Origin of the sequence: Streptomyces sp. NPDC049040 (genome assembly GCF_043197715.1) — a bacterium.
Classification (GTDB): Bacteria; Actinomycetota; Actinomycetes; order Streptomycetales; family Streptomycetaceae; genus Actinacidiphila.
Window position 1 is genome coordinate 85,637 of sequence record NZ_JBICTO010000016.1, and the last position, 19,432, is coordinate 105,068.

General features: G+C 73.9%; 12 protein-coding genes. 2 read left to right on the plus strand and 10 right to left on the minus strand.

Annotation, left to right across the window (positions count from 1 at the left end; all coding sequences use genetic code 11):
- Window positions 1–246 precede the first annotated feature (246 nt).
- The gene (locus tag ACGFMP_RS29705; RefSeq protein WP_393676199.1) at window positions 247–1,410 is read left to right on the plus strand and encodes an ROK family protein; all 1,164 of its coding nucleotides are present in this window, start codon (window positions 247–249) and stop codon (window positions 1,408–1,410) included.
- On the opposite strand, the gene ACGFMP_RS29710 is transcribed toward ACGFMP_RS29705, so the two are convergent.
- The gene (locus ACGFMP_RS29710) at window positions 1,358–2,707 is read right to left on the minus strand and encodes an Ig-like domain-containing protein (RefSeq protein ID WP_393676134.1); all 1,350 of its coding nucleotides are present in this window, start codon (window positions 2,705–2,707) and stop codon (window positions 1,358–1,360) included. The genes ACGFMP_RS29705 and ACGFMP_RS29710 overlap by 53 nt on opposite strands.
- A gap of 385 nt (window positions 2,708–3,092) precedes the next feature.
- Between ACGFMP_RS29710 and ACGFMP_RS29715 the strand changes: the two genes are divergently transcribed.
- Entirely contained in the window at window positions 3,093–3,344 is a 252-nt protein-coding gene (locus tag ACGFMP_RS29715; RefSeq protein WP_393676136.1) for a hypothetical protein, read from the plus strand.
- A gap of 9 nt (window positions 3,345–3,353) precedes the next feature.
- Here ACGFMP_RS29715 and hutH read toward each other — a convergent pair whose 3' ends face one another.
- The 9 genes from hutH to ACGFMP_RS29760 all read right to left on the minus strand — a co-directional run bounded on the left by hutH (window position 3,354) and on the right by ACGFMP_RS29760 (window position 19,206).
- Window positions 3,354–4,922 (minus strand): histidine ammonia-lyase, encoded by a 1,569-nt coding sequence (hutH, locus tag ACGFMP_RS29720; RefSeq protein ID WP_393676137.1) that lies wholly within the window; start codon window positions 4,920–4,922, stop codon window positions 3,354–3,356.
- A gap of 845 nt (window positions 4,923–5,767) precedes the next feature.
- Window positions 5,768–6,922 carry a diguanylate cyclase domain-containing protein gene (locus ACGFMP_RS29725; protein ID WP_393676139.1) on the minus strand — a complete coding sequence of 385 codons (1,155 nt, stop codon included), beginning with the start codon at window positions 6,920–6,922 and terminating at the stop codon, window positions 5,768–5,770.
- Window positions 6,923–7,022: 100 nt separating this feature from the next.
- The gene (locus ACGFMP_RS29730) at window positions 7,023–7,823 is read right to left on the minus strand and encodes an enoyl-CoA hydratase/isomerase family protein (RefSeq protein ID WP_393676140.1); all 801 of its coding nucleotides are present in this window, start codon (window positions 7,821–7,823) and stop codon (window positions 7,023–7,025) included.
- A gap of 34 nt (window positions 7,824–7,857) precedes the next feature.
- Entirely contained in the window at window positions 7,858–13,359 is a 5,502-nt protein-coding gene (locus ACGFMP_RS29735; RefSeq protein WP_393676142.1) for an amino acid adenylation domain-containing protein, read from the minus strand.
- On the minus strand, window positions 13,359–14,462 hold the full coding sequence (locus ACGFMP_RS29740) for a 2-oxo acid dehydrogenase subunit E2 (protein ID WP_393676143.1): 1,104 nt from the start codon (window positions 14,460–14,462) through the stop codon (window positions 13,359–13,361). The genes ACGFMP_RS29735 and ACGFMP_RS29740 overlap by 1 nt, the downstream gene beginning before the upstream one ends.
- Entirely contained in the window at window positions 14,455–15,423 is a 969-nt protein-coding gene (locus ACGFMP_RS29745; protein WP_393676145.1) for an alpha-ketoacid dehydrogenase subunit beta, read from the minus strand. Before ACGFMP_RS29745 ends, ACGFMP_RS29740 begins: the two co-directional genes overlap by 8 nt.
- Complete coding sequence (locus tag ACGFMP_RS29750) at window positions 15,420–16,343, minus strand: thiamine pyrophosphate-dependent dehydrogenase E1 component subunit alpha (protein ID WP_393676147.1); 924 nt, start codon at window positions 16,341–16,343, stop codon at window positions 15,420–15,422. Before ACGFMP_RS29750 ends, ACGFMP_RS29745 begins: the two co-directional genes overlap by 4 nt.
- Window positions 16,340–17,812 (minus strand): condensation domain-containing protein, encoded by a 1,473-nt coding sequence (locus ACGFMP_RS29755; protein ID WP_393676148.1) that lies wholly within the window; start codon window positions 17,810–17,812, stop codon window positions 16,340–16,342. Before ACGFMP_RS29755 ends, ACGFMP_RS29750 begins: the two co-directional genes overlap by 4 nt.
- Window positions 17,809–19,206 carry a class I adenylate-forming enzyme family protein gene (locus tag ACGFMP_RS29760; RefSeq protein ID WP_393676150.1) on the minus strand — a complete coding sequence of 466 codons (1,398 nt, stop codon included), beginning with the start codon at window positions 19,204–19,206 and terminating at the stop codon, window positions 17,809–17,811. Before ACGFMP_RS29760 ends, ACGFMP_RS29755 begins: the two co-directional genes overlap by 4 nt.
- Between the last annotated feature and the right edge of the window lie 226 nt (window positions 19,207–19,432).

Sequence of the window (19,432 nt, forward strand, 5' to 3'; positions counted from 1 at the left end):
GCGGCCCCTCCCGCGAGGGGCGGCGGGCAGGGTTCGGGGCGCGGGGAACCGCACGGCAGGCCCCGGCGGTACGGCACTGTGAACGGCAGCAGGATGTGGCGCCCTCCTCCGGGGCGCGGGGGAATCCGGAGGCGGGGCCGCGGCGGACACGCGGGCGTGGATGTGATCCAGACCGACCGGAGGGACATCGTGGGGAAGGGAACGGGCGCACAGGCCGGCCTTCGGCAGCGGAACATGGCCCTGGTCATGACGGCCCTCGCCGCAGGCGAGACCGTGACCAGGGCGGCGGTCGCCGCCGAGGTGGGGCTGACGCGCGCCACCGTCTCCTCACTCGTGGACGAGCTGCTGGCGGCCGGCCTCGTGGAGGAGCAGGGCGCCCAGCGCCCTGGCACCGTCGGCCGCCCGGGGACGGTGCTGGCGCTTGCCGGGACGGGCCCGGCCGGCATCGGGGCGGAGATCGGCGTCGACCACCTCGCGGCCTGCGCGGTGGACCTGCGCGGCAGGGTGCGGGTGCGGGCCCAGCGCCCGGCGGCCAACCGCGGCCGCCCGGCGGCGGCCGTCCTGGCCGAGCTCGCCGAGCTGACCGCGGACGTCACCGCGCAGGCGGTGGAAGCCGGCCTCGACCCGGTGCGCACGACGGTGGCCGTGCCCGGCCTGATCGGCCCCGACCACGGCACCGTGCTGCGCGCCCCCAACCTCGGCTGGGAGGACGTACCGCTGGCCGCGGCCTTCGGGGAGGGCGCCGCGGTGGAGAACGAGGCCAACCTCGGCGCCCTGGCCGAGCTGTGGCTCGGCGGCCACGACGGCCGCCTGACCGACTTCGTGCACGTCTCCGCCGAGATCGGCATCGGCGCCGCGCTGGTCGTGGAGGGCCGCCTCTTCCGCGGCGCCCGCGGCTTCGCGGGCGAGCTCGGCCACGTGCCGGTGCGCCCGGAGGGACCGCGCTGCTCGTGCGGTGCGAACGGCTGCCTGGAGACCTACGCTGGCGAGGAGGCGCTGCTGCGGGCCGCAGGCGTGCGTACGGGCCGCGGCCCCGCACTGAAAGCGGCGGCCGTCGCGGGCGACCCTGCGGCACTGCGTGCGCTGGAGGAGGCAGGCGCCGCTTTGGGCATAGCCCTCAGCGGTGCGGTCAACCTGCTCGACCCGCAGGCCGTGGTGGTCGGCGGCCCGCTCGCGGACCTCGCGCCCTGGTTGCTGCCGGGCGTGCGCCGCGAGCTCGCCGCCCGCGTCACCGACCGCCAGTGGCGGGCGCAGGACGTGCTGATCTCACGCCTCGGGCATGACGGCGTGCTGCGCGGGGCCGCCTACAGCTCGGTGCGTACCGTGCTGGACGACCCCGCGACATGGATCCGTACCGTTACAGAGCCGAGCCTGCCACCCACTGGCTCCACGTCATGTTCCAGCCGTTGAGGCCGTTGCTGGGCTGGATCGTCTTGTCGGGCGAGTTGACGACCTGGACGACGTCGCCGAGCAGCGAGTTGTTGTAGAACCACGCGGCGTCGGTGCTCGGGTCCTTGCCGCCCTTGACGTCCTCGATGCCGATGCAGCCGTGGCTGGTGTTGGTCGTACCGAAGACCGACGGGTCGCCCCAGTAGTTGCCGTGGATGAAGGTGCCCGAGTCGCTCAGCCGCATGGCGTGCGGCACGTCAGGGATGTCGTACTCGCCCTTGCCGTCTGCGTCGGTGAAGCCGACGGTGGCGCCGTTCATCCGGGTGGTCTGGTCCTTCTCCTCGATGACCATCTTGCCGTCGTAGGTGGTGTGGCCCTCGCCGCCGGCGGAGATCGGGATGGTGTTGATGACCTGGCCGTCGCGTACGACGGTCATCATGTGGGTCTTGGTGTCGACGGTGGAGACCTGCGAGCGGCCCACGTCGAAGCCGACGGTCTTGTCCTGGACGCCGTAGACGCCGGGAGAGCCCTTGACGCCCTTGAGGTGCAGGTCCAGCGTGACGTGCGAGCCGGCGACCCAGTAGGTCTGCGGGCGCAGGTCGAGCCGCTTGGAGTTGAACCAGTGGCCGACCACCTGCTGCCCGCTGCTGGACGTCACGGTGACGCCCCGCTGCACGGCGGCCCGGTCGGCCTTGGCTATCGCGTGGTCGAACTTCACCGACACCGGCATGCCGACGCCGACGGTGGAGCCGTCCTCGGGTGTGAAGTAGCCGACGAAGTTCGACGGCTTGGCCGCGGCGGTGCCGAAGCTGGAGGTGGCGGCCGCGGGCTGGCCCTGCGCGTCGACGGCGGCCGCGGCGATCGCGTACTGGGTGCTGTGCGCCAGCGAGCCGGACGGGCTCCAGCTCTTCTTGTCGGCGGACAGCTTGCCCGCCACCGCGTGCCCGGTGGACTTGGACGTCATGGTCACCGAGGTCAGCGTGCCGCCCGTGACGGAGACCTTGACCGCCCCGCTGACCTTGGCGCCGGTGGCGCCGGTCTGCGGGGTGATGGTGATCTTCGCGGCCGAGGTGTGCTTGGCCGCGGCGGCGTCCTGGCTGGACTGGGTGAGGGGGGACGGCGTCTGCGACGGCGTCGGCGCCTGCGTGCTGGGCGAGGAGCTGGCCGAGGGCTTGCTGTCCGCGTGCGAGCCGCCGCCGCTGTTGCACGCGGCCAGGGCGACACTGCCGCCGATCAGCACCGCGGCGGCCGCGAGGGTGCGGCGCTTGGTGATCTTGGGGTGCTTGGCGGGGGCAGATCCGTTGTCGGGCGGCGTCACGCATCTCTCCAATGGGGCTGGGGTCCCCCGCGGCAGAACCACGGGCTTCTTCCGATCCATGGAAACAGCCAGCCCGGTGCAAATCGCCCTTTCCGGTCACAATTGTGGCCTTTCACACTCCGGCAGGGCGCCCGTGGCCCCTCATGCGACCGTCCGTGTCCGGAAGGCTCCGTGCCGTGGAGGTGCCGACTCCGCGCACGCGGTGCGGGGCCGGCGTTCGGCGCGGCACGCCGCCGGCGGGCGGACCGGCACAGCTGACCTGTGGAAGGGCGGGGCGGTGATGGGGAGGCGACTTCCCAAGCAGTGGCCTGAGTCACTACGATCGGCCACCACGGTCAAGTCGTCGCAACCCCTGGGGGTTCCATTGGCCTCGCCCCGCCCTTACGTGGCCGCCGCAGCCGCAGCCGTCCTGGCAGCGCTGTACTTCGTACCGTCCGCCAGCGCCAGCCCCCAGCACGCGCCCGCGACGGCCTCGCACACCACCACCACCGGAGTCCCGGCCTCGCAGGACCTCGACCTCGCCGACACCGGCAGCATCGACACCAAGCCGTACGTGATCGGCGGCTCCGGCTTCCTGATCATCGGCGCGGCCCTGGTGATCGACGCGACCCGGCGGGCACGCCGGGCCGCGCTCTGATCGATCCGGTCAGGCCAGCGGCCCGGTGACGGTCTCGGCCGCGCGGACCAGCGCGCCTGACCGTACGAAGGCGTGCGCGGCCTCCAGGTCGGGCGCAAGGAAGCGGTCGCGCCCGGGACCAGGCACCCCCGCGTCCCGCACCGCCGCGAGCACGGCGGCCGTGGCGGGCGCGGGCCTGCCGCCGGCGACCGCCCTGATCTCCAGCGCGCGGGTCGCGGCGAACATCTCCACCGCGATGATCCGGGCCAGCGCGTCGACCGCGGTACGCAGCTTGCGCGCGGCCGACCAGCCCATCGACACGTGGTCCTCCTGCATGGCGGAGGACGGGATCGAGTCGACCGACGCCGGCACCGCGAGCCGCTTCATCTCGCTGACCAGCGCGGCCTGCGTGTACTGGGCGATCATCAGCCCGGAGTCCACGCCAGGGTCGTCGGCCAGGAACGGCGGCAGGCCGTGCGACCTGTTCTTGTCCAGCAGCCGGTCGGTGCGCCGCTCGGCGATCGACCCGAGGTCGGCGGCCGCGATGGCCAGGAAGTCCAGCACGTAGCCGACGGGGGCGCCGTGGAAGTTGCCGTTCGACTCCACCCGGCCTCCCCCCTCGGAGGTGCCCCCGTCCAGCACGACGGGATTGTCGATGGCCGCGGCGAGTTCGCGGTCCGCGACCAGCCGGGCGTGCGCGAGGGTGTCCCGGCCCGCGCCGGCCACCTGCGGGGCGCAGCGGATGGAGTACGCGTCCTGCACGCGGGGCGCGTCGTCCTGGTGGTGCCCGGTCAGCCCGGAACCGGCCAGCACCCTGGCCATGTTGTCCGCGCTGGCCGCCTGGCCCGGGTGCGGGCGGATGGCGTGCAGCTCAGGGGCGAGCACCCGCTCGGTGCCGAGCAGCGCTTCGAGGGACAGCGCCGCGGTGATGTCGGCGGCGGTGAACAGGCCCGCGAGGTCGGCGCACGCCATCAGCAGCATGCCGAGCATGCCGTCGGTGCCGTTGATGAGGGCCAGGCCCTCCTTCTCCCGCAACTCGACCGGCTCGATGCCGTGCGCGGCGAGCAGTTCGGCCGCGGGCCGCACCTCGCCGTCCGGGCCCTCCGCCTCGCCCTCGCCCATCAGCACCTGGGCGCAGTGCGCGAGCGGGGCGAGGTCGCCGGAGCAGCCGAGGCTCCCGTACTCGTGGACCACGGGGGTGATGCCGGCGTTCAGCAGCGCGGCCATCGTCTCCGCGACCAGCGGGCGTACGCCGGTACGGCCGGAGGCGAGGGTCTTGAGCCGCAGGAACATCAGGGCGCGGACCACTTCGCGTTCCACGCTCGGGCCCATGCCGGCGGCGTGCGAGCGCACCAGCGAACGCTGGAGCTGCGCCCGCAGTTCGGGGGAGATGTGGCGCACCGCGAGTGCGCCGAAGCCGGTGGAGACGCCGTACACCGGTTCCGGCCTGGCGGCCAGGGCCTCGACGGTGGCCCGGGCGGCGGCCATGCCGTCGCGTGCGGCCTCGCCCAGCTCGACCCGCGCGTCGTCGCGGGCCACCGCGAGGACGTCCTCGGCCGTGGCCCCGTGGGGGCCGATCACCACGTTGTGCATATTCATATTCACGCACCCTAGGCACTGAATCTCGGCCTGTCACCCTCCGGGTGGGGTTCCCGGCGCCTTCCCGGCACCCGGGCCGTGCCGCAGCAGCGGGGGCTTCCACGGACCCCGCCCGTCCGAGGGCCGGTGGCGGCGCCCCCGGACACCCCCGGGAGCAGACGAGCACTCGCCCGTGCCGCCCCGAAACCCGCCATGTCGCGGCACCGCCGTGACCGGGAGAACGCCGGTTGTCCCCCGAGGACCCGACCGCCGCGGGCGGCGGAGGTGCGGCCCCGAGCCATCCGAGCCGGTCGCCCGGACGAAGCCGGCAAGCACACTGCGCCCGCCCGAGCGACGGGCCCGCCCCGGAGGCGGCCGACCGCCCGGACGCCGAACCCGCGCCCGCGCCCGCGCCCGCGCCCGCGGAAGGTGACCCTCAGGGCAGCCAGCCTGGCAAAGGCAGCAGGCGATCACCCTGACCGCCGACCCGCACCCACGGAAGACCACCACCGGACCACCGACCCGCACCGAGCGGAAGGGTCACGCCCAGACCGCCGACCCGGCAAAAGCAGCAGCCGACCACCCAAGCTCCGGCTCCGCACCCGCGGAAGACCACCACCGGACCACCGACCCGCGCCCCGCGCCCCGCGCCGCGCGGAAGGGTCACGCCCGGACCGCCGACCCGCACGCGCGGAAGGCCACCCCGGACCACCGACCCGGCAAAAGCAGCAGCCGACCACCCAAGCTGCCGACCCGCACCCACGGAAGGCCACCACCGGACCGCCGACCCGGAGGCCACGTCCGAAGCAGCCGGTCCCGGGGGAGGAGGCGGGCGGGCCGCGCGGGCTGGGGGTGGGACCCCCGGCTTACAGGGGGTGGCCCCGGAGGCGGCGGCGTTCGGCCGACACGGCGGGGGGCGGGGAGTCGGCCAGGTGGAGGACCGGGTCCTCCGGGCCCTCGCGGCCGGCGACCACCGGCTGGGCGGAGCGCAGCGCCTTCGCCCGGTACTGGGCCGCGTCGGCGAGCCGGAAGAGCCGGCGTGCGGAGCGGACGGGCCCGATCGGGTCGTCGGTGGAGGCGACGCCGCACGCGACCCCCTCCCCCACGTCGAGCTTCGCCGCCCGCGTGCAGAGTTCTGCGGCCGCCCGCACCACCTCGTCCGCGGGGCTGCCCACGGCGACGATGCAGAATTCGTCACCGCCGAGCCGGGCCGCCAGGCTGCCAGGCAGCATGGCCCCGCAGAGCGACATCAGCGAGCCGAAGCGTTCGAGCAGGCCGTCGCCGACGGCGTGGCCGAGCTGGTCGTTGACCTTCTTGAGGCCGTTGAGGTCGCAGACCACCAGGCTGACGGCCGTACCGTCGGCCCGGTGCCTTTCCAGCGCCTCGTCGAGGCGCTGGTCGACGGCCCGGCGGTTGCCGAGTCCGGTGAGCGGGTCGGTGAAGGCCAGCCGCTGGACCTCGGCCAGCCGCTCCGTCTGGGCGATGCCGGAGGCGATGATCGCGGCGAGCACCGTCGCGAAGTCGGCGTCGGGCCGGCCGAAGGGCGGCTCGCTGTGCTCGCGGGCGACGTACACCTCTCCCCAGGCCCGTCCGTGCAGCACCAGGGGAGCGACCACGCAGCTGCCGCGCCCGCGCCGCCGCAGCGCCGCGGCCCGCCCCCAGCTGCTGCCGCCTGGCGAGGCGCCGGTGCCCTCGGAGGTCTCGACCCAGGCGTGCGGTTCGCCGCCGCGTGCCCAGCTGCCGTGCAGGAATTCGGCGATCTCGGGGAAGTCGTGCACGGAGTACGTCTCGTTCTCGGGCTCCGGCTCCTCGCCGGGTGCGAGGTCGCCGTCGTTGACCAGCACCCGCAGCCGCCCGGTCTCCCGCTCCCACGCGGACACCGCGGCGAAGGAGCCGCCCATCGCCAGCCGCGCCCGGTGCGCACCCGCGCGGGCCGCGTCCTGCGGGGTCTGCGCGGTCGCGAGCGCCTGTGTCAGCTCGACGACAGCCCGGAGCCGTAGATCGGCCGTCCCGTCCACCATCTCCCCAGGTTAGAGAGCTTTGACCGGGTTCGGGCGGCGGATACGCCGAACGGCCGTCCGACGGCACCCGCGCCTGCGGAACTCCCCGCGGGGAGCGCCGCTACTCCCCCGGCCAGTCCGGGGTCCGCTTGGCGTTGAAGGCCGCGACGCCCTCCGCCCGGTCGCCGGAGAAGGCCACCGTGCGCCAGGCGGCGTCCTCGATGTCGAGGCCGGCGCGCAGGTCGAGGCCGTGGCCGAGCCGCAGGGCGCGCTTGGCGGCGCGCAGTCCCACCGGTGAATTCCCCGCGATGCGCTCGGCGAGGGCGAGCGCGGCCTCGCGGGCGCTCTCCCCGGCCGGGGCGAGCTGGTCGACCAGGCCGAGCGCGGCCGCCTCCTGGGCGGCGACCCGGCGGGCGGTGAAGACGAGCTCGGCGGCGCGGGCGGCGCCGACCCTGCGGGGCAGCAGCTGGGTGCCGCCGCCGCCGGGGATGACGCCCACCGACACCTCGGGCAGGCCGACCACGGTGCTCGGGTCGGCGACGATCAGGTCGCAGGCGAGGGCGAGTTCGAAGCCGCCGCCCAGCGCGTAGCCGTGCACCGCGGCGACGGCCGGCATCGGCAGGTCGAGCACCCCGGTGTACGCGGCGCGGGCCAGCGGCCGCTGCCGCCCGAGTTCGGCGTCGGTCAGGGAGTTGCGCTCCTTGAGGTCGGCGCCGACGCAGAAGGCCTTCTCGCTGGACGAGCTGAGGACGGTGACGCTCACCGTGCGGTCCGCGGCGAGCGCGGCGCAGGCCGCAGCGATGGACTCGGCCATCGCCGACGACACGGCGTTCATCGCCGCGGGGCGGTCGAGCACCAGCTCGGCCACCCGCGCGCCGTGGCGCTCGACCCGCACCCACTCGCCGTACCGCACCTCACCCATCGGACCGCCTCCCGGTTAACGACCGTGAACCCGGCTATCCTCGCACGCCCGCCGGCTCCGGCTGCGGCTCCGGTTCCGGCTGAAGCTCCGGCTCCCGCTTCTCCGCCAGCGCCTCGACGCCGAGCAGGTCGTCCGGCAGCGCGTCGGGCATCTCGGTGTCGAAGCGGGCCAGCCGCCTGATCCGCAGCGATCCGGCGACGACCAGCGCCATGCCGGCCGAGCACAGCAGGAACATGAACGCCACGCCGCGGCCCGGCCCGACGCCGACGATCGAGCCCGCGCTGGAGGCGAGCGCCCCGTGCGGTGCGAGCAGCCGGTCGAACAGCTGGGAGCCGAGGGGTGCCACCAGGCCCATGCCGATCGGCAGGGTGGACCAGGCCACCAGGGTGTTCAGCGCGAAGACCCGGCCGTGGTAGCGGTAGGGCACCTTGAGCTGCACGATCGTGGTGTAGAGCGAGTTCATGATGGTCAGGAAGTAGGTCAGCGCGAAGGCGCCCGCGCCGATCAGCCACAGCGAGGGGCGCAGGCTGATCAGCGCCCCGCCCGCGGCCATGCACAGCGTGGTGGTCAGGACGCCCTGGAAGCGGCGGCTGCGCGGCCCGCCCCACAGCGCCATCGTGGTGCCGCCGAGCATCACGCCGAGACCGCTGACCACGGAGACCCGGCCGACGTCGCCGAGCGTCGCGAAGGACAGCACCAGCGGCGAGACGAGCAGCAGCAGCGGGGAGAGGAAGATGTTCAGCACCGCGAAGTAGGTCAGGATCGAGCGCAGCCCGCGGTCCCGCCAGGTGTAGCTGAAGCCCTTGGCGATCTCGGTGGTCAGCGGCTCCCGCGGCCGCCACGGCAGCGTGTCGGGGAAGCGGACGAGGAGCACCACGACGATGGCGAAGGCGTAGGAGACGACGTCGATGACGACGATGCCGCCCAGGCCCATCACGTCCAGCAGGCCGGCGGCGATCAGCGGGACCACCAGCTGGGCGACGCCGTTGGTCATCTGGGTGACGCCGATGGCGTGGCCGAGGTACTGCTTGGGCACCAGTTGCGGCACCGCGGAGCCGTAGGCGAGCCGCTGGAAGGTCGTACTCACCGACAGCGCGGTGACCAGCAGGTATATCTGCCACAGATGGATGCCGCCGGTCAGGAGCAGCACCGCGAGCACCGCTTCGATCGCGCCCGACGCGCAGTCGGCCAGCAGCATCACCCGGCGCCGGCTGCCGCGGTCCACGATGGCCCCGGCCAGCGGCGAGATCAGCAGGCCGGCCAGGTTGAGCACGGCGAGCAGCGAGAACTGGGCGATCGACTTGTGGTCGACCAGCACGGTCAGCGGCAGCGCCCAGCCGGTCAGTGCCGAGCCGATCAGGGAGATCTGCTGGCCGCTGGCGATGGTGAGGAAGCGGCCCATGCTCGGGCGCACTTCCGAGGCCGACCTCGCCTTGGCCGCCGCCTCCGTCTCCGGGGTCGCGATGTCCTCGACCCACCAGGTGTCGGCGGCGGTACGCGGCGGCGGGTCGTCGAGCCGGGTGTGGGTCTTGATCACCGAGGCCAGTTCCTCGGCGCGGTAGCGGAGGAAGAAGTGGCCGCCCTCGTCGAGGACGACGAGCGCCGAGGTGTCGGTGAGGAAGCGCCACTCCTTGAAGCGCTCCTCGTAGAGCTGTGTCGCCGGGTCGCGGTCGCCCACCACGGAGATGATCGGGGCGTCCAGCTTCCGCCGGTCGGGCGCGTCGAAGAGCTTGGTGAAGTACTCCTCCGCCGCCTTGGAGTCGTGCCGCATCGTCCGGATGATGCGGTCGGCGACCGCCGGGTCGAGTTCGTCCAGGTCGACGCCGCGGGCCTTGAGCGAGTCCAGGTCGCTCTGGCTGCTGCGCAGCCGCTCGAAGAAGTCGGGCCGGGTCAGGCCCCGCCACATGCCGCCGGGCTTGGCGAAGGGGAAGATCGCCCCGATGTAGCAGGCCTCGACGGCGCGCCCGGCGGCCTCGACGCGGCGGGTCAGCTCGACGGCGAGCGCGGCGCCGACACCGCAGTGGCCGTAGATGACCAGCGGCCCCTCGATGGCCAGGATCTCCTGCGTGGTCCGCGCGGCCAGCTCGTCGAATTCCATCGGGTCCTCGTCGAGGCCGATGTCGTTGCCGGGTATGGACAGCGCGTACAGGGCCTCGTTCAGCGGCAGCCGGTCGGCCAGCGGCTGGTAGACGATCGCGCTGCCCGAGCCGTAGGGCACGCAGACGTAGGTGACCCTGGCGGTGGCGCGGCGGCGCGGGGTGAGCTGCTGGAGCAGTGCCCGCGGGCCCTCGGGGGCGGCCTGCGAGGCGAAGTCGGCGAGCTCCGCGACCGTGCGGCAGGAGAACATGTCGACCAGGCCGACAGGACGGCCGCCCGCGGGCAGGACGGCACGCAGTCTCGCGACCACCTGGATCGCCAGCAGCGAGTGGCCGCCGAGGTCGAAGAAGTCGTCGTCGAGGCCGACCCGCTCGATCTCCAGGGTCTCGGCCCATACCGCGGCGATCACCTTCTGCGCCTCGGTGGCCGGTTCGCGGTACGCGGCGGCGGTGACCTCGGGCTCCGGCAGTGCCTTGCGGTCGAGCTTGCCGCTGGGGGTCAGCGGCAGGCTGTCGAGGGCGACGAAGTGCGAGGGCACCATGTAGTCGGGAAGGGTGCCGCGGAGCGCGTCGCGGGCCTCGGCGGTGTCGTCGGGGCCGCCGACGAGGTAGGCGATCAGCCGCTGGTCGGCGCTGACGACCACGGCCGCCTCGCGGGCGCCGGCCTTGTCGCGCAACGCCGCCTCGATCTCGCCGAGTTCGATGCGCAGGCCGCGCAGCTTGACCTGGTTGTCGAGCCGGCCGAGGAATTCGACGGTGCCGTCGGGCAGCCTGCGTGCCGCGTCGCCGGTGCGGTAGAGGCCGTCGGCGAAGCGCTCCGCCGTCAGCTCCGGCCGCCGGTGGTAGCCGAGCGCCACCGCGACGCCGCCGATGTGCAGTTCACCGGGCACTCCGACGGGCACGGGTTCGCGGTGGGCGTCCAGGATGTGCAGGGTGACGTTCTGGATGGGGCTGCCGATGGGCACCCGGGCCCGTCCGGCCAGGCCCGCCTGCGTGCACTGCCACGCGGAGACGTCGATGGCGGCCTCGGTGGGGCCGTAGAGGTTGTGCAGTTCGGTGTCCGGCAGCGCGCGCAGGCAGCGCAGCGCCAGGTCGACCGGCAGTTCCTCGCCGCTGCAGATGATCCGGCGCAGCGAGGCGCAGCCGGCGACGGGGCCGGCTTCCGCGCCGGGACCGGTATCGGTCCCGGTCCCGGTCCCGGCTTCCGGGGGCAGGAACAGGCCGAGCATGGAGGGGACGAAGTGGGCCGTGGTGATGCCCTCGGCCGCGATCAGGTCGCGCAGGTAGCCGGGGTCGCGGTGGCCGCCGGGCTCGGCGAGCACCAGCCTGGCCCCGTTGAGCAGCGGCCAGAAGAACTCCCAGACCGACACGTCGAAGCTCGCCGGGGTCTTCTGGAGCACCGAGTCGGCGGCGGCCAGGCCGTACCGCTTCTGCATCCAGTCCAGCCGGTTGACGATGCCGCGGTGGGAGTTGGGCACGCCCTTGGGGCGGCCCGTCGAGCCCGAGGTGTAGATCATGTACGCGGCCGAGCCGGGGTCGCCCGCGGCTTCCGGGGCCGTGGCGGGCAGGTCCTGCCACGGCTCGGGGTCGTCGAGGACGAGCACGGTGGCATCGGTGGCGGCCAGTGCGGCGCCCGCCCCCGCGGTGTCGCCCAGCGCGCCCTGCGCGGTGCCCTCGACCAGCCGGCGCTGGGTGAGCACGACCTGCGCGGCGGCGTCGGCGAGCATGAACTCCAGCCGCTCGGCCGGGTATTCGGGGTCGAGCGGTACGTAGGCGGCGCCGGTCTTGAGGGTGCCGAGCAGGGCGACGGGCAGGTCGAGCGAGCGTTCCGCGCAGACCGCGACCAGCGAACCGGGGCCGACGCCTTCGGCGATCAGCCGGTGCGCCACCCGGTTGGCCCGCGCGTCGAGTTCCGCGTAGCTGAGGGTGCCGCCGCCGAAGACGACGGCCGTCGCGTCGGGGGTGCGGCGCACCTGGTCGCCGACCAGGCCGTGCAGGGTCCGGTCCGCGGGGAAGTCGGCCGTGGTGCTGTTCCAGCCGTCCAGCAGCGCCCGTTCGGTGCCGTCGAGCATCGGCAGCCGGCTGACGGCGGTGTCGGGGCCTTCGACCGCGGCCCGCAGCAGCGTCTCCAGGTGGCCTGCCATCCGGGTCATGGTGGCCGCTTCGAACAGCGAGGTCTTGTAGGTGAAGGTGCATCCCAGGCCGCCGTCGCCGGTCGGTACGACGTACAGCTCCAGGTCGTGGCGGGACGAGCCCGGGGTGAGCGGGTAGTCCTCGGCCCGCAGTTGCGCGCCGCCGTCCGCGCCGGTGGCGACGGGGAAGTCGTGCATGGAGAACAGCACGTCGATCAGCGGCTGCCTGCTCGGGTCGCGCGGCACCTTCAGCTCGTCGACCAGCCGGGCGAAGGGCAGCTCCTGGTGGTCGAGTGCGTCGATCACCACGTCCCTGGTGCGGGCCAGCAGTTCGGTGAAGGTCGGGTCGTCCTCCAGGGACGCGCGCAGCACCAGGGTGTTGACGAACATGCCGACCACGCGCTCGAACTCGGGCCTGGTCCGCCCCGCGACCGGGGTGCCGACGCCGAACCGCCGCTGCCCGGTGCTGCGGGCGAGCAGCGTCTGGAAGGCGGCGAGCACGATCATGAAGCGGGTCGCACCATACTGCCTGCCCAGGTCCTCCAGCCGCGCGGTGAGTCCGGGGTCCAGCACGCGGACGACGGACGCGCCCTCGAAGCGCTGCCGGGCGGGGCGCGGCCGGTCGGTGGTCAGCTCCAGCCGCGGCAGGTCGGCGAGGCGGGCGAGCCAGTGGCCGGTCTCCCGATCGAGGGTGCGGTCGCGCTGCCAGGCGGCGATGTCGCGGAAGCGGACCGCGGGCGGCTCCGGGGCCTCGCCGCGGTAGAGCGCGACCAGGTCGCGGATCAGCAGCTGGGCGGACTGGCCGTCGGCGACCAGGTGGTGCACCAGCAGGGCCAGCACGTGGTCGTCGGTGCCGCGTTCGACCAGCAGGGCGCGCAGCAGCGGGCCGTGCTCCGGGTCGAGCGGGGTGCCGCACTCGGCGTCGACGGCCGCGACGGTCTCCTCGTCGCTCGCGGCGGCGGCCCTGGCCAGCGGTACGGGCGCCTCGTCCACCGCCAGCAGCGCCGGGTGGCCCTCCTCGTCCGCGGGGAAGCGGATCCGCAGGCTGTCGTGCCTGCGCGGGAGTTCCGCGAGCGCCTCCTGGAGCCGCGCGATGTCCAGCGGGCCGCGCAGCCGTACCGCGAGGACGATGGTGTAGGTGGACGTGCCCGGCATGTACTGCTCCATGAACCACAGGGGTTCCTGGGCAGGGGCGAGCAGCAGCGGGGCGCCCTCGGGCCGTTCGGGGACCGCCTGCGCGTCCCGCCGGCCGCTGAGCCGGCGTCTGAGCAGTTCCCGCTTCGCCTCTGACAGTTCGACGGCCGACATCAGGCGAGCCCTTCCATGGAGGTCTTGAGCGCGTGCAGGAAGAGCGAGGCGTCCCGCCCGTTGATCAGCCGGTGGTCGTAGGCGAGCCCGATGTTGGCGGGCGAACCGTCGGCGGGCGAGGTGACCGCGAGGGCGCAGACGGTGCCGGGGAAGACGAAGGGGATGGCCAGCACCACGTCCCCTTCGGTGTGCAGGGTGATGACGAAGTTGGCGCCGCCGAGGTCGCTCTCCCGGAAGGTGCCGGTGGTCGCGGCGATCCGGTACTTCATCAGCCGGGTGGCGATCTCCGCCATGGTCAGGGCCGCCGCGTCGCGGACGCAGGGCACGTAGAGCCCTTCGCCGAGGTCGAGCGTCACCCCGATGTGCGGGGCGTCGGCGAGGACCGCGTCGGTGCCGTCGATGGCGGCGAAGAAGCGCGGGAAGTCGCCGTGCAGCGCGGCCACTTGCCGCACGAAGAGTTCGGCGAGGCCGACGGGCCTGCGGACGCTCCTGGTCAGTCCCGCCGCGTGCGCGAGTGCGGGGCCGAGGTCCATCCGCACCACGGTGTAGGCGGCGGGGACGGTCCGGTGCGAGAGGTCGACGGCCCGGCCGACGCCCTGCTGGACCCGGCCGATCGGCTCGCGCCGTCCGGCGCCGACGGCCGGGCCGGGGGCGGGGGTTGCGGCGGCTTCGGCGGCGGGCGCCGCGGGTCGCAGTGCCTCGACGTCCTGGCGGCGGACGACCGGCAGGCCGAGCGCGGCGACCTGCTCCGCGCCGATGCCGAGCTCGTCGATGAGGGCCTGCGCGGGCCGGGTGACCAGCGGGCCCGCGACCTGCCGCGGACCGGAGCCGGCCGGCTGCGCGGGTGCCGGCGGCGCGGGTGCAGGCGCCGCCCCGCCGCGTACGTCGGCGATGGCCTCGCCGGGGCGGCAGCGGGCGCCTGCGGGCGCGATGTGGTGCAGCGTGCCCGACGCGTCCGCCTCCAGTTCCTCGCTCGCCTTCGAGGTCTCCACGACGGCGACCGGGTCGCCCGCGGTGACGGTGCCGCCGTCCCCGACCAGCCAGTCGGTCAGTACGTAGTCGGTGTCGTTGTTGTTGAGCTTGGGTACCAGCAGCTCAGCCACGGAGCTTCTCCAGGATCGTGCGGTGGACGCCGGAGGCGCTGACCAGCACCTCGCGCTCCAGGTGGGCGGCGGTGGGGATGACCGAGTCCGCGGAGTGGACCAGGGTCACCGGGCGGTCGAGCCGCGACCAGTGGCGCTGGTGGACGACATGCGCCACCTCGGCCCCCCAGGTGCCGCCAGCGGTGCCCTCCTCCACCACGAAGACCTGGCGGGCGTCGGGCAGTTCGAGTTCGAAGGGGTAGAGCCGGGAGGGCACCAGCAGGGTGCACACGATCTCCTCCTCGACCAGCAGCGAGCGCATCGCGTCCATCACCCGGTGCGCCACCCCGCCGCCCGCGATGACCACGCAGTCCGGCTCCGCGCCGGGCAGCGCCACCTCCGCCACGCCACCGTCCACCCGCAGCGCGAACGGCGCCTCGACCTCGTACATCGGGCGGGTGTAGAGCACCTTGTCCTCGAACAGCACGCAGGGCTCGCCGCGCCGCAGCATCTCGTCGAGCACGTCGGCGTGGTCGCGGAAGGGCGACGCCTCGTACAGGGCGAGTCCCGGCACGCCGACGAAGTGCTTCTGGAGGCTCTGGCTGTGCGTCGGTCCGTAGCCGCGGCCGCCGCCGACGGGGCAGCGTACGACCATCCGCATCGGCACCCGGGAGCCGTACATGGTCACCGATTTGGCGGCGAAGTTGACCAGTTGGTCGAAGGCGAGCGTGGTGAAGTCGCCGAACATCATCTCGACGATCGCGCTGTCGCCGGCCAGCGCGAGGCCCGCCGCGACACCGGTGATGGCGTTCTCGCTGATCGGGGTGGACAGCACCCGGTCGGGGAAGCGGCCGGACAGCCCGCGGGTGATCTTGAAGGCACCGCCGTACGGGTCGACGACGTCCTCGCCCAGCACGTAGAGCGCGGGCTCCCGCTCCATCAGGCCGTGCAGCGCCGCGTTGATGTTCTCGGCGACCCTCATGACGGGCCCCTCCCGGTGACGTCCTCGGCCACGGCGTCGATGTGCGCCCGCGCCGCCGCGTCGAGCCGGGCGAACCGCTCGGGGTCGGCCGCCGCGTACCGCGGGTACCAGTCGGCGGCGCGCGCCTCGGCGATGTCCCGCGCGCTGCGGGTGTCGTCGCCCTTGCTGTGCGGGCCGACGCGGTGGGTGGCGAACTCCACGACCAGCGGCCGGCCTTCGCGGACCGCGCGGACAGCCGGGTCGAGCAGCCGGCGGATCGCGTCGACGTCGACCGAGTCGGTGCGGCGGTGCTCGATGCCGAAGGCGGCGGCACGTGCCGCGATGCTGCCCGCCATGTTCCCGGCCAGCGGGGTGGACTGGGCGATGCCGTTGTTCTCCACCACGACGAGCAGCGGCAGGTCCCACAGCGAGGCGATGTTCAGCGCCTCGTAGACGGCGCCCTCGCCGAAGGTGCCGTCACCGACGTAGACGCAGGCCAGCGCCCCCGGTTCTGTCCGCTTCAGGTGCAGGGCGACCCCGCAGGCCACCGGCAGGCTCTCGCCCTGCACACCGGTCGACAGGTAGCGGTCCCGCCGGATGTGCTGGCTGCCGCCCACCCCGCCGCAGACGGCGCCGCTGCGCCCCATGATCTCGGCGAGCAGGCCCTCGGGGTCGCGGTGGCGTGCCAGGTAGTGGCCGTGGCCGCGGTGGTTGCTGAACACGTGGTCGGCGGGGGCCAGCAGCCCCTCCATCGCGACAGGGACGTACTCCTGGCCGAGGCAGGTGTGAGTGGTGCCGTTGAGCATCCCGCGGTCGAACAGGTCGAGCAGCTTCAGCTCGAAGGCGCGGACGGTCAGCATCAGCGACAGGTCCTGGTCGGAGACGCCGAGCAGCGGGGCGGGCCCCTGGGAGCGCTCCCGCAGTGGGGCGGGGGCGCTCACCGCCGGACCACCGCGGCCACGCCGGCGATCGTGGAGTTGTCGAAGAAGTCGTCCAGGCCGATCTCCAGGCCGAGTTGCTGCTGCATCCTGGCGATGATCTGGGTGATGGTCAGCGAGTGGCCGCCCAGGTCGAAGATGTCGTCGTCCAGCCCGATCGGCGAGATCTCCAGCACCTCCTCCCAGATCCCGCGGATCCGCGCCACCAGCGGATCGCCCGGAGCAGGCGGATCACCGGCGGCTGCGGGCAGGGGCGCCGGTGCGGCCGGTGCCGCCGCGGGCTGCGCGGGGTGCGGTGCGGGAGCGAAGTCCAGCAGGTCGGACAGCGGGCGGTCGGGGTCCGCGGCGACCGCGGCAAGCAGCCCGGCCAGGTCGGCCGCGAAGCGCCCCGCGTCGGGCAATTCCAGCGGGTCGTGGCGCAGGCTGGCGACCGCGCCCCGCGGCCCGTGCGCGACCTGGAGTTGCAGCGCGCCGCGCACGCTGTGGTTGAAGGCGAGCCAGTCGACCTCGCCCAGCGTGCTCGCGGTGTCCGGCAGCCGCCGGTAGCTGATCGACACGGGCGCGAGGGCCGCGTGCGGACGCAGTCCCGGCACCGCCCGGGCGAGCGGCACCTCGCGGTGGCGGTAGACCTCGCGCAGTTCGGTGCGGACGGCGGCGGCGAACGCGGCGAAGGGGGTGTGCCCGGACGGCCGGGAGAACAGCGGGAGTTCGTTGACGTACGGGCCGATGTGCCCGGCCTCCCGCTCGGTGCGGGTGGCGAGGTCGAGCGCGGTGACCACCTCGGCGTTGCCGTACGACGCGAGCAGCGCGTGCACCGCGGCGACCAGCACCTCGAACTGCGTCACCGCGTCGAGCCGCGGTATGTCCAGCGGGAATTCGCGCACCTCGCCGTCGGCGGCGCGGCGCGAGCGCAGCGACCCGCCGGGGACCGCGGTGTCGGCGGGCTCGTGCCACCGCCCGGCCCAGAAGGCGGCGGCGTCCGGCAGCAGTGCGGCGACCCGGTCGCGCTGGGCGGCCACCAGCTCGGCGTGGCCGGTCTCGCCGGCCGGCTCCGCGGGCACGGCACCCCGGTGGTAGGCGGCCAGGTCGGCGACCAGCAGGTCCTTGGAGTGGCCGTCGAAGACCAGGTGGTGGGCGACGACCACCAGTGTCTCGTCGCCGACCAGCGCGAACCGGACCAGCGGGCCGGTGGTGAGGTCGAACGGCCGGGTGACGACCTCCCGCACCGAGCCGGCCTCCTCCAGCGCGGGCGCCTGCGCCGCCGGCACCAGGACCGGGTCGCCGTCGGCGTCGTGCAGCGCGCAGCCGAGCAGCGGGTGCCGTTCGACGACGGCGGCGCACGCCTTGGCGAGGGCGCCGCGGTCGGGTGCTCCGTCGAGGGAGATCACGATCGGCATGTGGTAGGCGGCGCCGGCGCCCATCCGCGCGGCGATCCACATTCCATGCTGGGTGAAGGAGAGTTGGCTGTTCATCGGACGACCTCTCGGAGCGCGCGTTTGTCCACCTTGCCGCCGTGGTTGCGCGGCAGGGCGTCGAGCGTGATCAGGTGCTGCGGCAGTTCATGGGGTGCCAGCCGGGATTTCAGGAAGGCCCGCAGGTCGGTGTGGTCGACGGCGCCGACCACGGCCACCGCGACCGCCTTGCCGAGTGCCGGGTGCGGCACACCGAAGGCCGCGGCCTCGACCACGGCGGGGTGCTCGTAGACGGCCTCCTCGACATGCAGCGTCGAGACCTTGTGCGCACCGGACTTGACGACGTCGCTCTCCCGGTCGACCAGGTGGAGGTAGCCGTCCTCGTCCAGGTAGCCCAGGTCGCCCATGCGGATCCAGCCGCCGCGGAAGACGCCCTCGGATGCGGCGGTGTCGCCGTAGTAGCTCCTTGAGGCCGTCGGTGAGCGCATCCACACCTCGCCGGTGGCGTTGGCGGGCAGCGGATCGCCGTCGGCGGTGGCGACCTTGACCGCGCCGCCGGAGGCGGGGCGGCCCACGCTCGACGGTCGCGCGGCGTCGTAGAGCATCACGGTCTGCGCGGGGGCGGCCTCGGTGGAGGTGTAGTAGTTGGCGATCGTCGCGCGCGGGAAGGCCGCGGCGAGTTCGGCGGCGACCTTGCCGGGCAGCGGGGCGGCCGCGGAGCCGAGCAGCAGCACGCTGGACAGGTCGGCCCTGGTGTGCGCCCCGGCGGCGAGGAGTTCGATCGCCATGGTGGGGACGAGGAAGACGGTGCCGACCCGGTGTTCCTCGATCATCCTGGCGAAGCGGCCGGGGGTGAAGCGGCCCAGGGTCAGCACGGTGGGGTGGGCGCCGACGGCGTTGGCCAGCATCCACTGGCCGGCGTTGGTGCCGATCGGGAAGGCGTGCGCGAGGGTTTTGGAGTGGGCGAAGGGCCTGCGGCGGCCGCCCCAGCCGTAGCCGAGGTTCGCGTGGGTGGCGGCGACTCCCTTGGGGTGCCCGGTGGTTCCCGAGGTGTAGAGGATCTGGGCCAGGTCGCCTGGCGCCGGCTGCCGCCCGGTCCCCTCCGCGGTGGGCAGTCCGCCGGCCCGCAGCACGAGGGAGGCGCCGCAGTGGCCGAGCATCGCGTCGATGTCGGCGCCGCTCAGCCGGTCGGAGAGCGGCACGGCGACGGCCCCGGCCTTCAGCACCCCGAAGAAGGCGACGGCGTACTCCAGCCAGTCGGCGTTGCCGAAGACCAGGCCGATCCGGTCGCCCGGCTCGACGCCGCGGCGCAGCAGACCCGCCGCCACCGCGTCCGAGCGGCGCCACCAGTTTTCGAAAGTCAGCGTTCCTGAGCCCGCAACTTTTAGCGCGTCTTTGTCGGGTTCTGCGACTGCGCGGGCGCGCAACAGTTCGGACAGGGTGGTCGTGCTCACGTACTGATCCCCCGTATCGCGCCGGCCTGCCACCGGCAAAGTGAAGGGATTGGCTCCGTTTTCGGTGCGAGCAAACCCCCTACAACAGCTCATTGACTGAGCGGGCTCACCCTGGCATTGTCGCCCAGAGCCGTCAACCCTTTCGAATGTGTCGGCCTTTTTTACGAAAGCCACGAGCCGCCGACCCTGCGATCCCGATCCCGGGGCCGCCGCGAAGACCCTCCTG

What these genes read in the sequence shown, in the direction of transcription:
- ACGFMP_RS29705 (WP_393676199.1), top strand. Translation starts at nt 247, where the DNA reads ATGACGGCCCTCGCCGCAGGCGAGACCGTGACCAGGGCGGCGGTCGCC.
- hutH (WP_393676137.1), bottom strand. Translation starts at nt 4,922, where the DNA reads ATGAATATGCACAACGTGGTGATCGGCCCCCACGGGGCCACGGCCGAG.
- ACGFMP_RS29725 (WP_393676139.1), bottom strand. Translation starts at nt 6,922, where the DNA reads ATGGTGGACGGGACGGCCGATCTACGGCTCCGGGCTGTCGTCGAGCTG.
- ACGFMP_RS29730 (WP_393676140.1), bottom strand. Translation starts at nt 7,823, where the DNA reads ATGGGTGAGGTGCGGTACGGCGAGTGGGTGCGGGTCGAGCGCCACGGC.
- ACGFMP_RS29735 (WP_393676142.1), bottom strand. Translation starts at nt 13,359, where the DNA reads ATGTCGGCCGTCGAACTGTCAGAGGCGAAGCGGGAACTGCTCAGACGC.
- ACGFMP_RS29745 (WP_393676145.1), bottom strand. Translation starts at nt 15,423, where the DNA reads ATGAGGGTCGCCGAGAACATCAACGCGGCGCTGCACGGCCTGATGGAG.
- ACGFMP_RS29755 (WP_393676148.1), bottom strand. Translation starts at nt 17,812, where the DNA reads ATGAACAGCCAACTCTCCTTCACCCAGCATGGAATGTGGATCGCCGCG.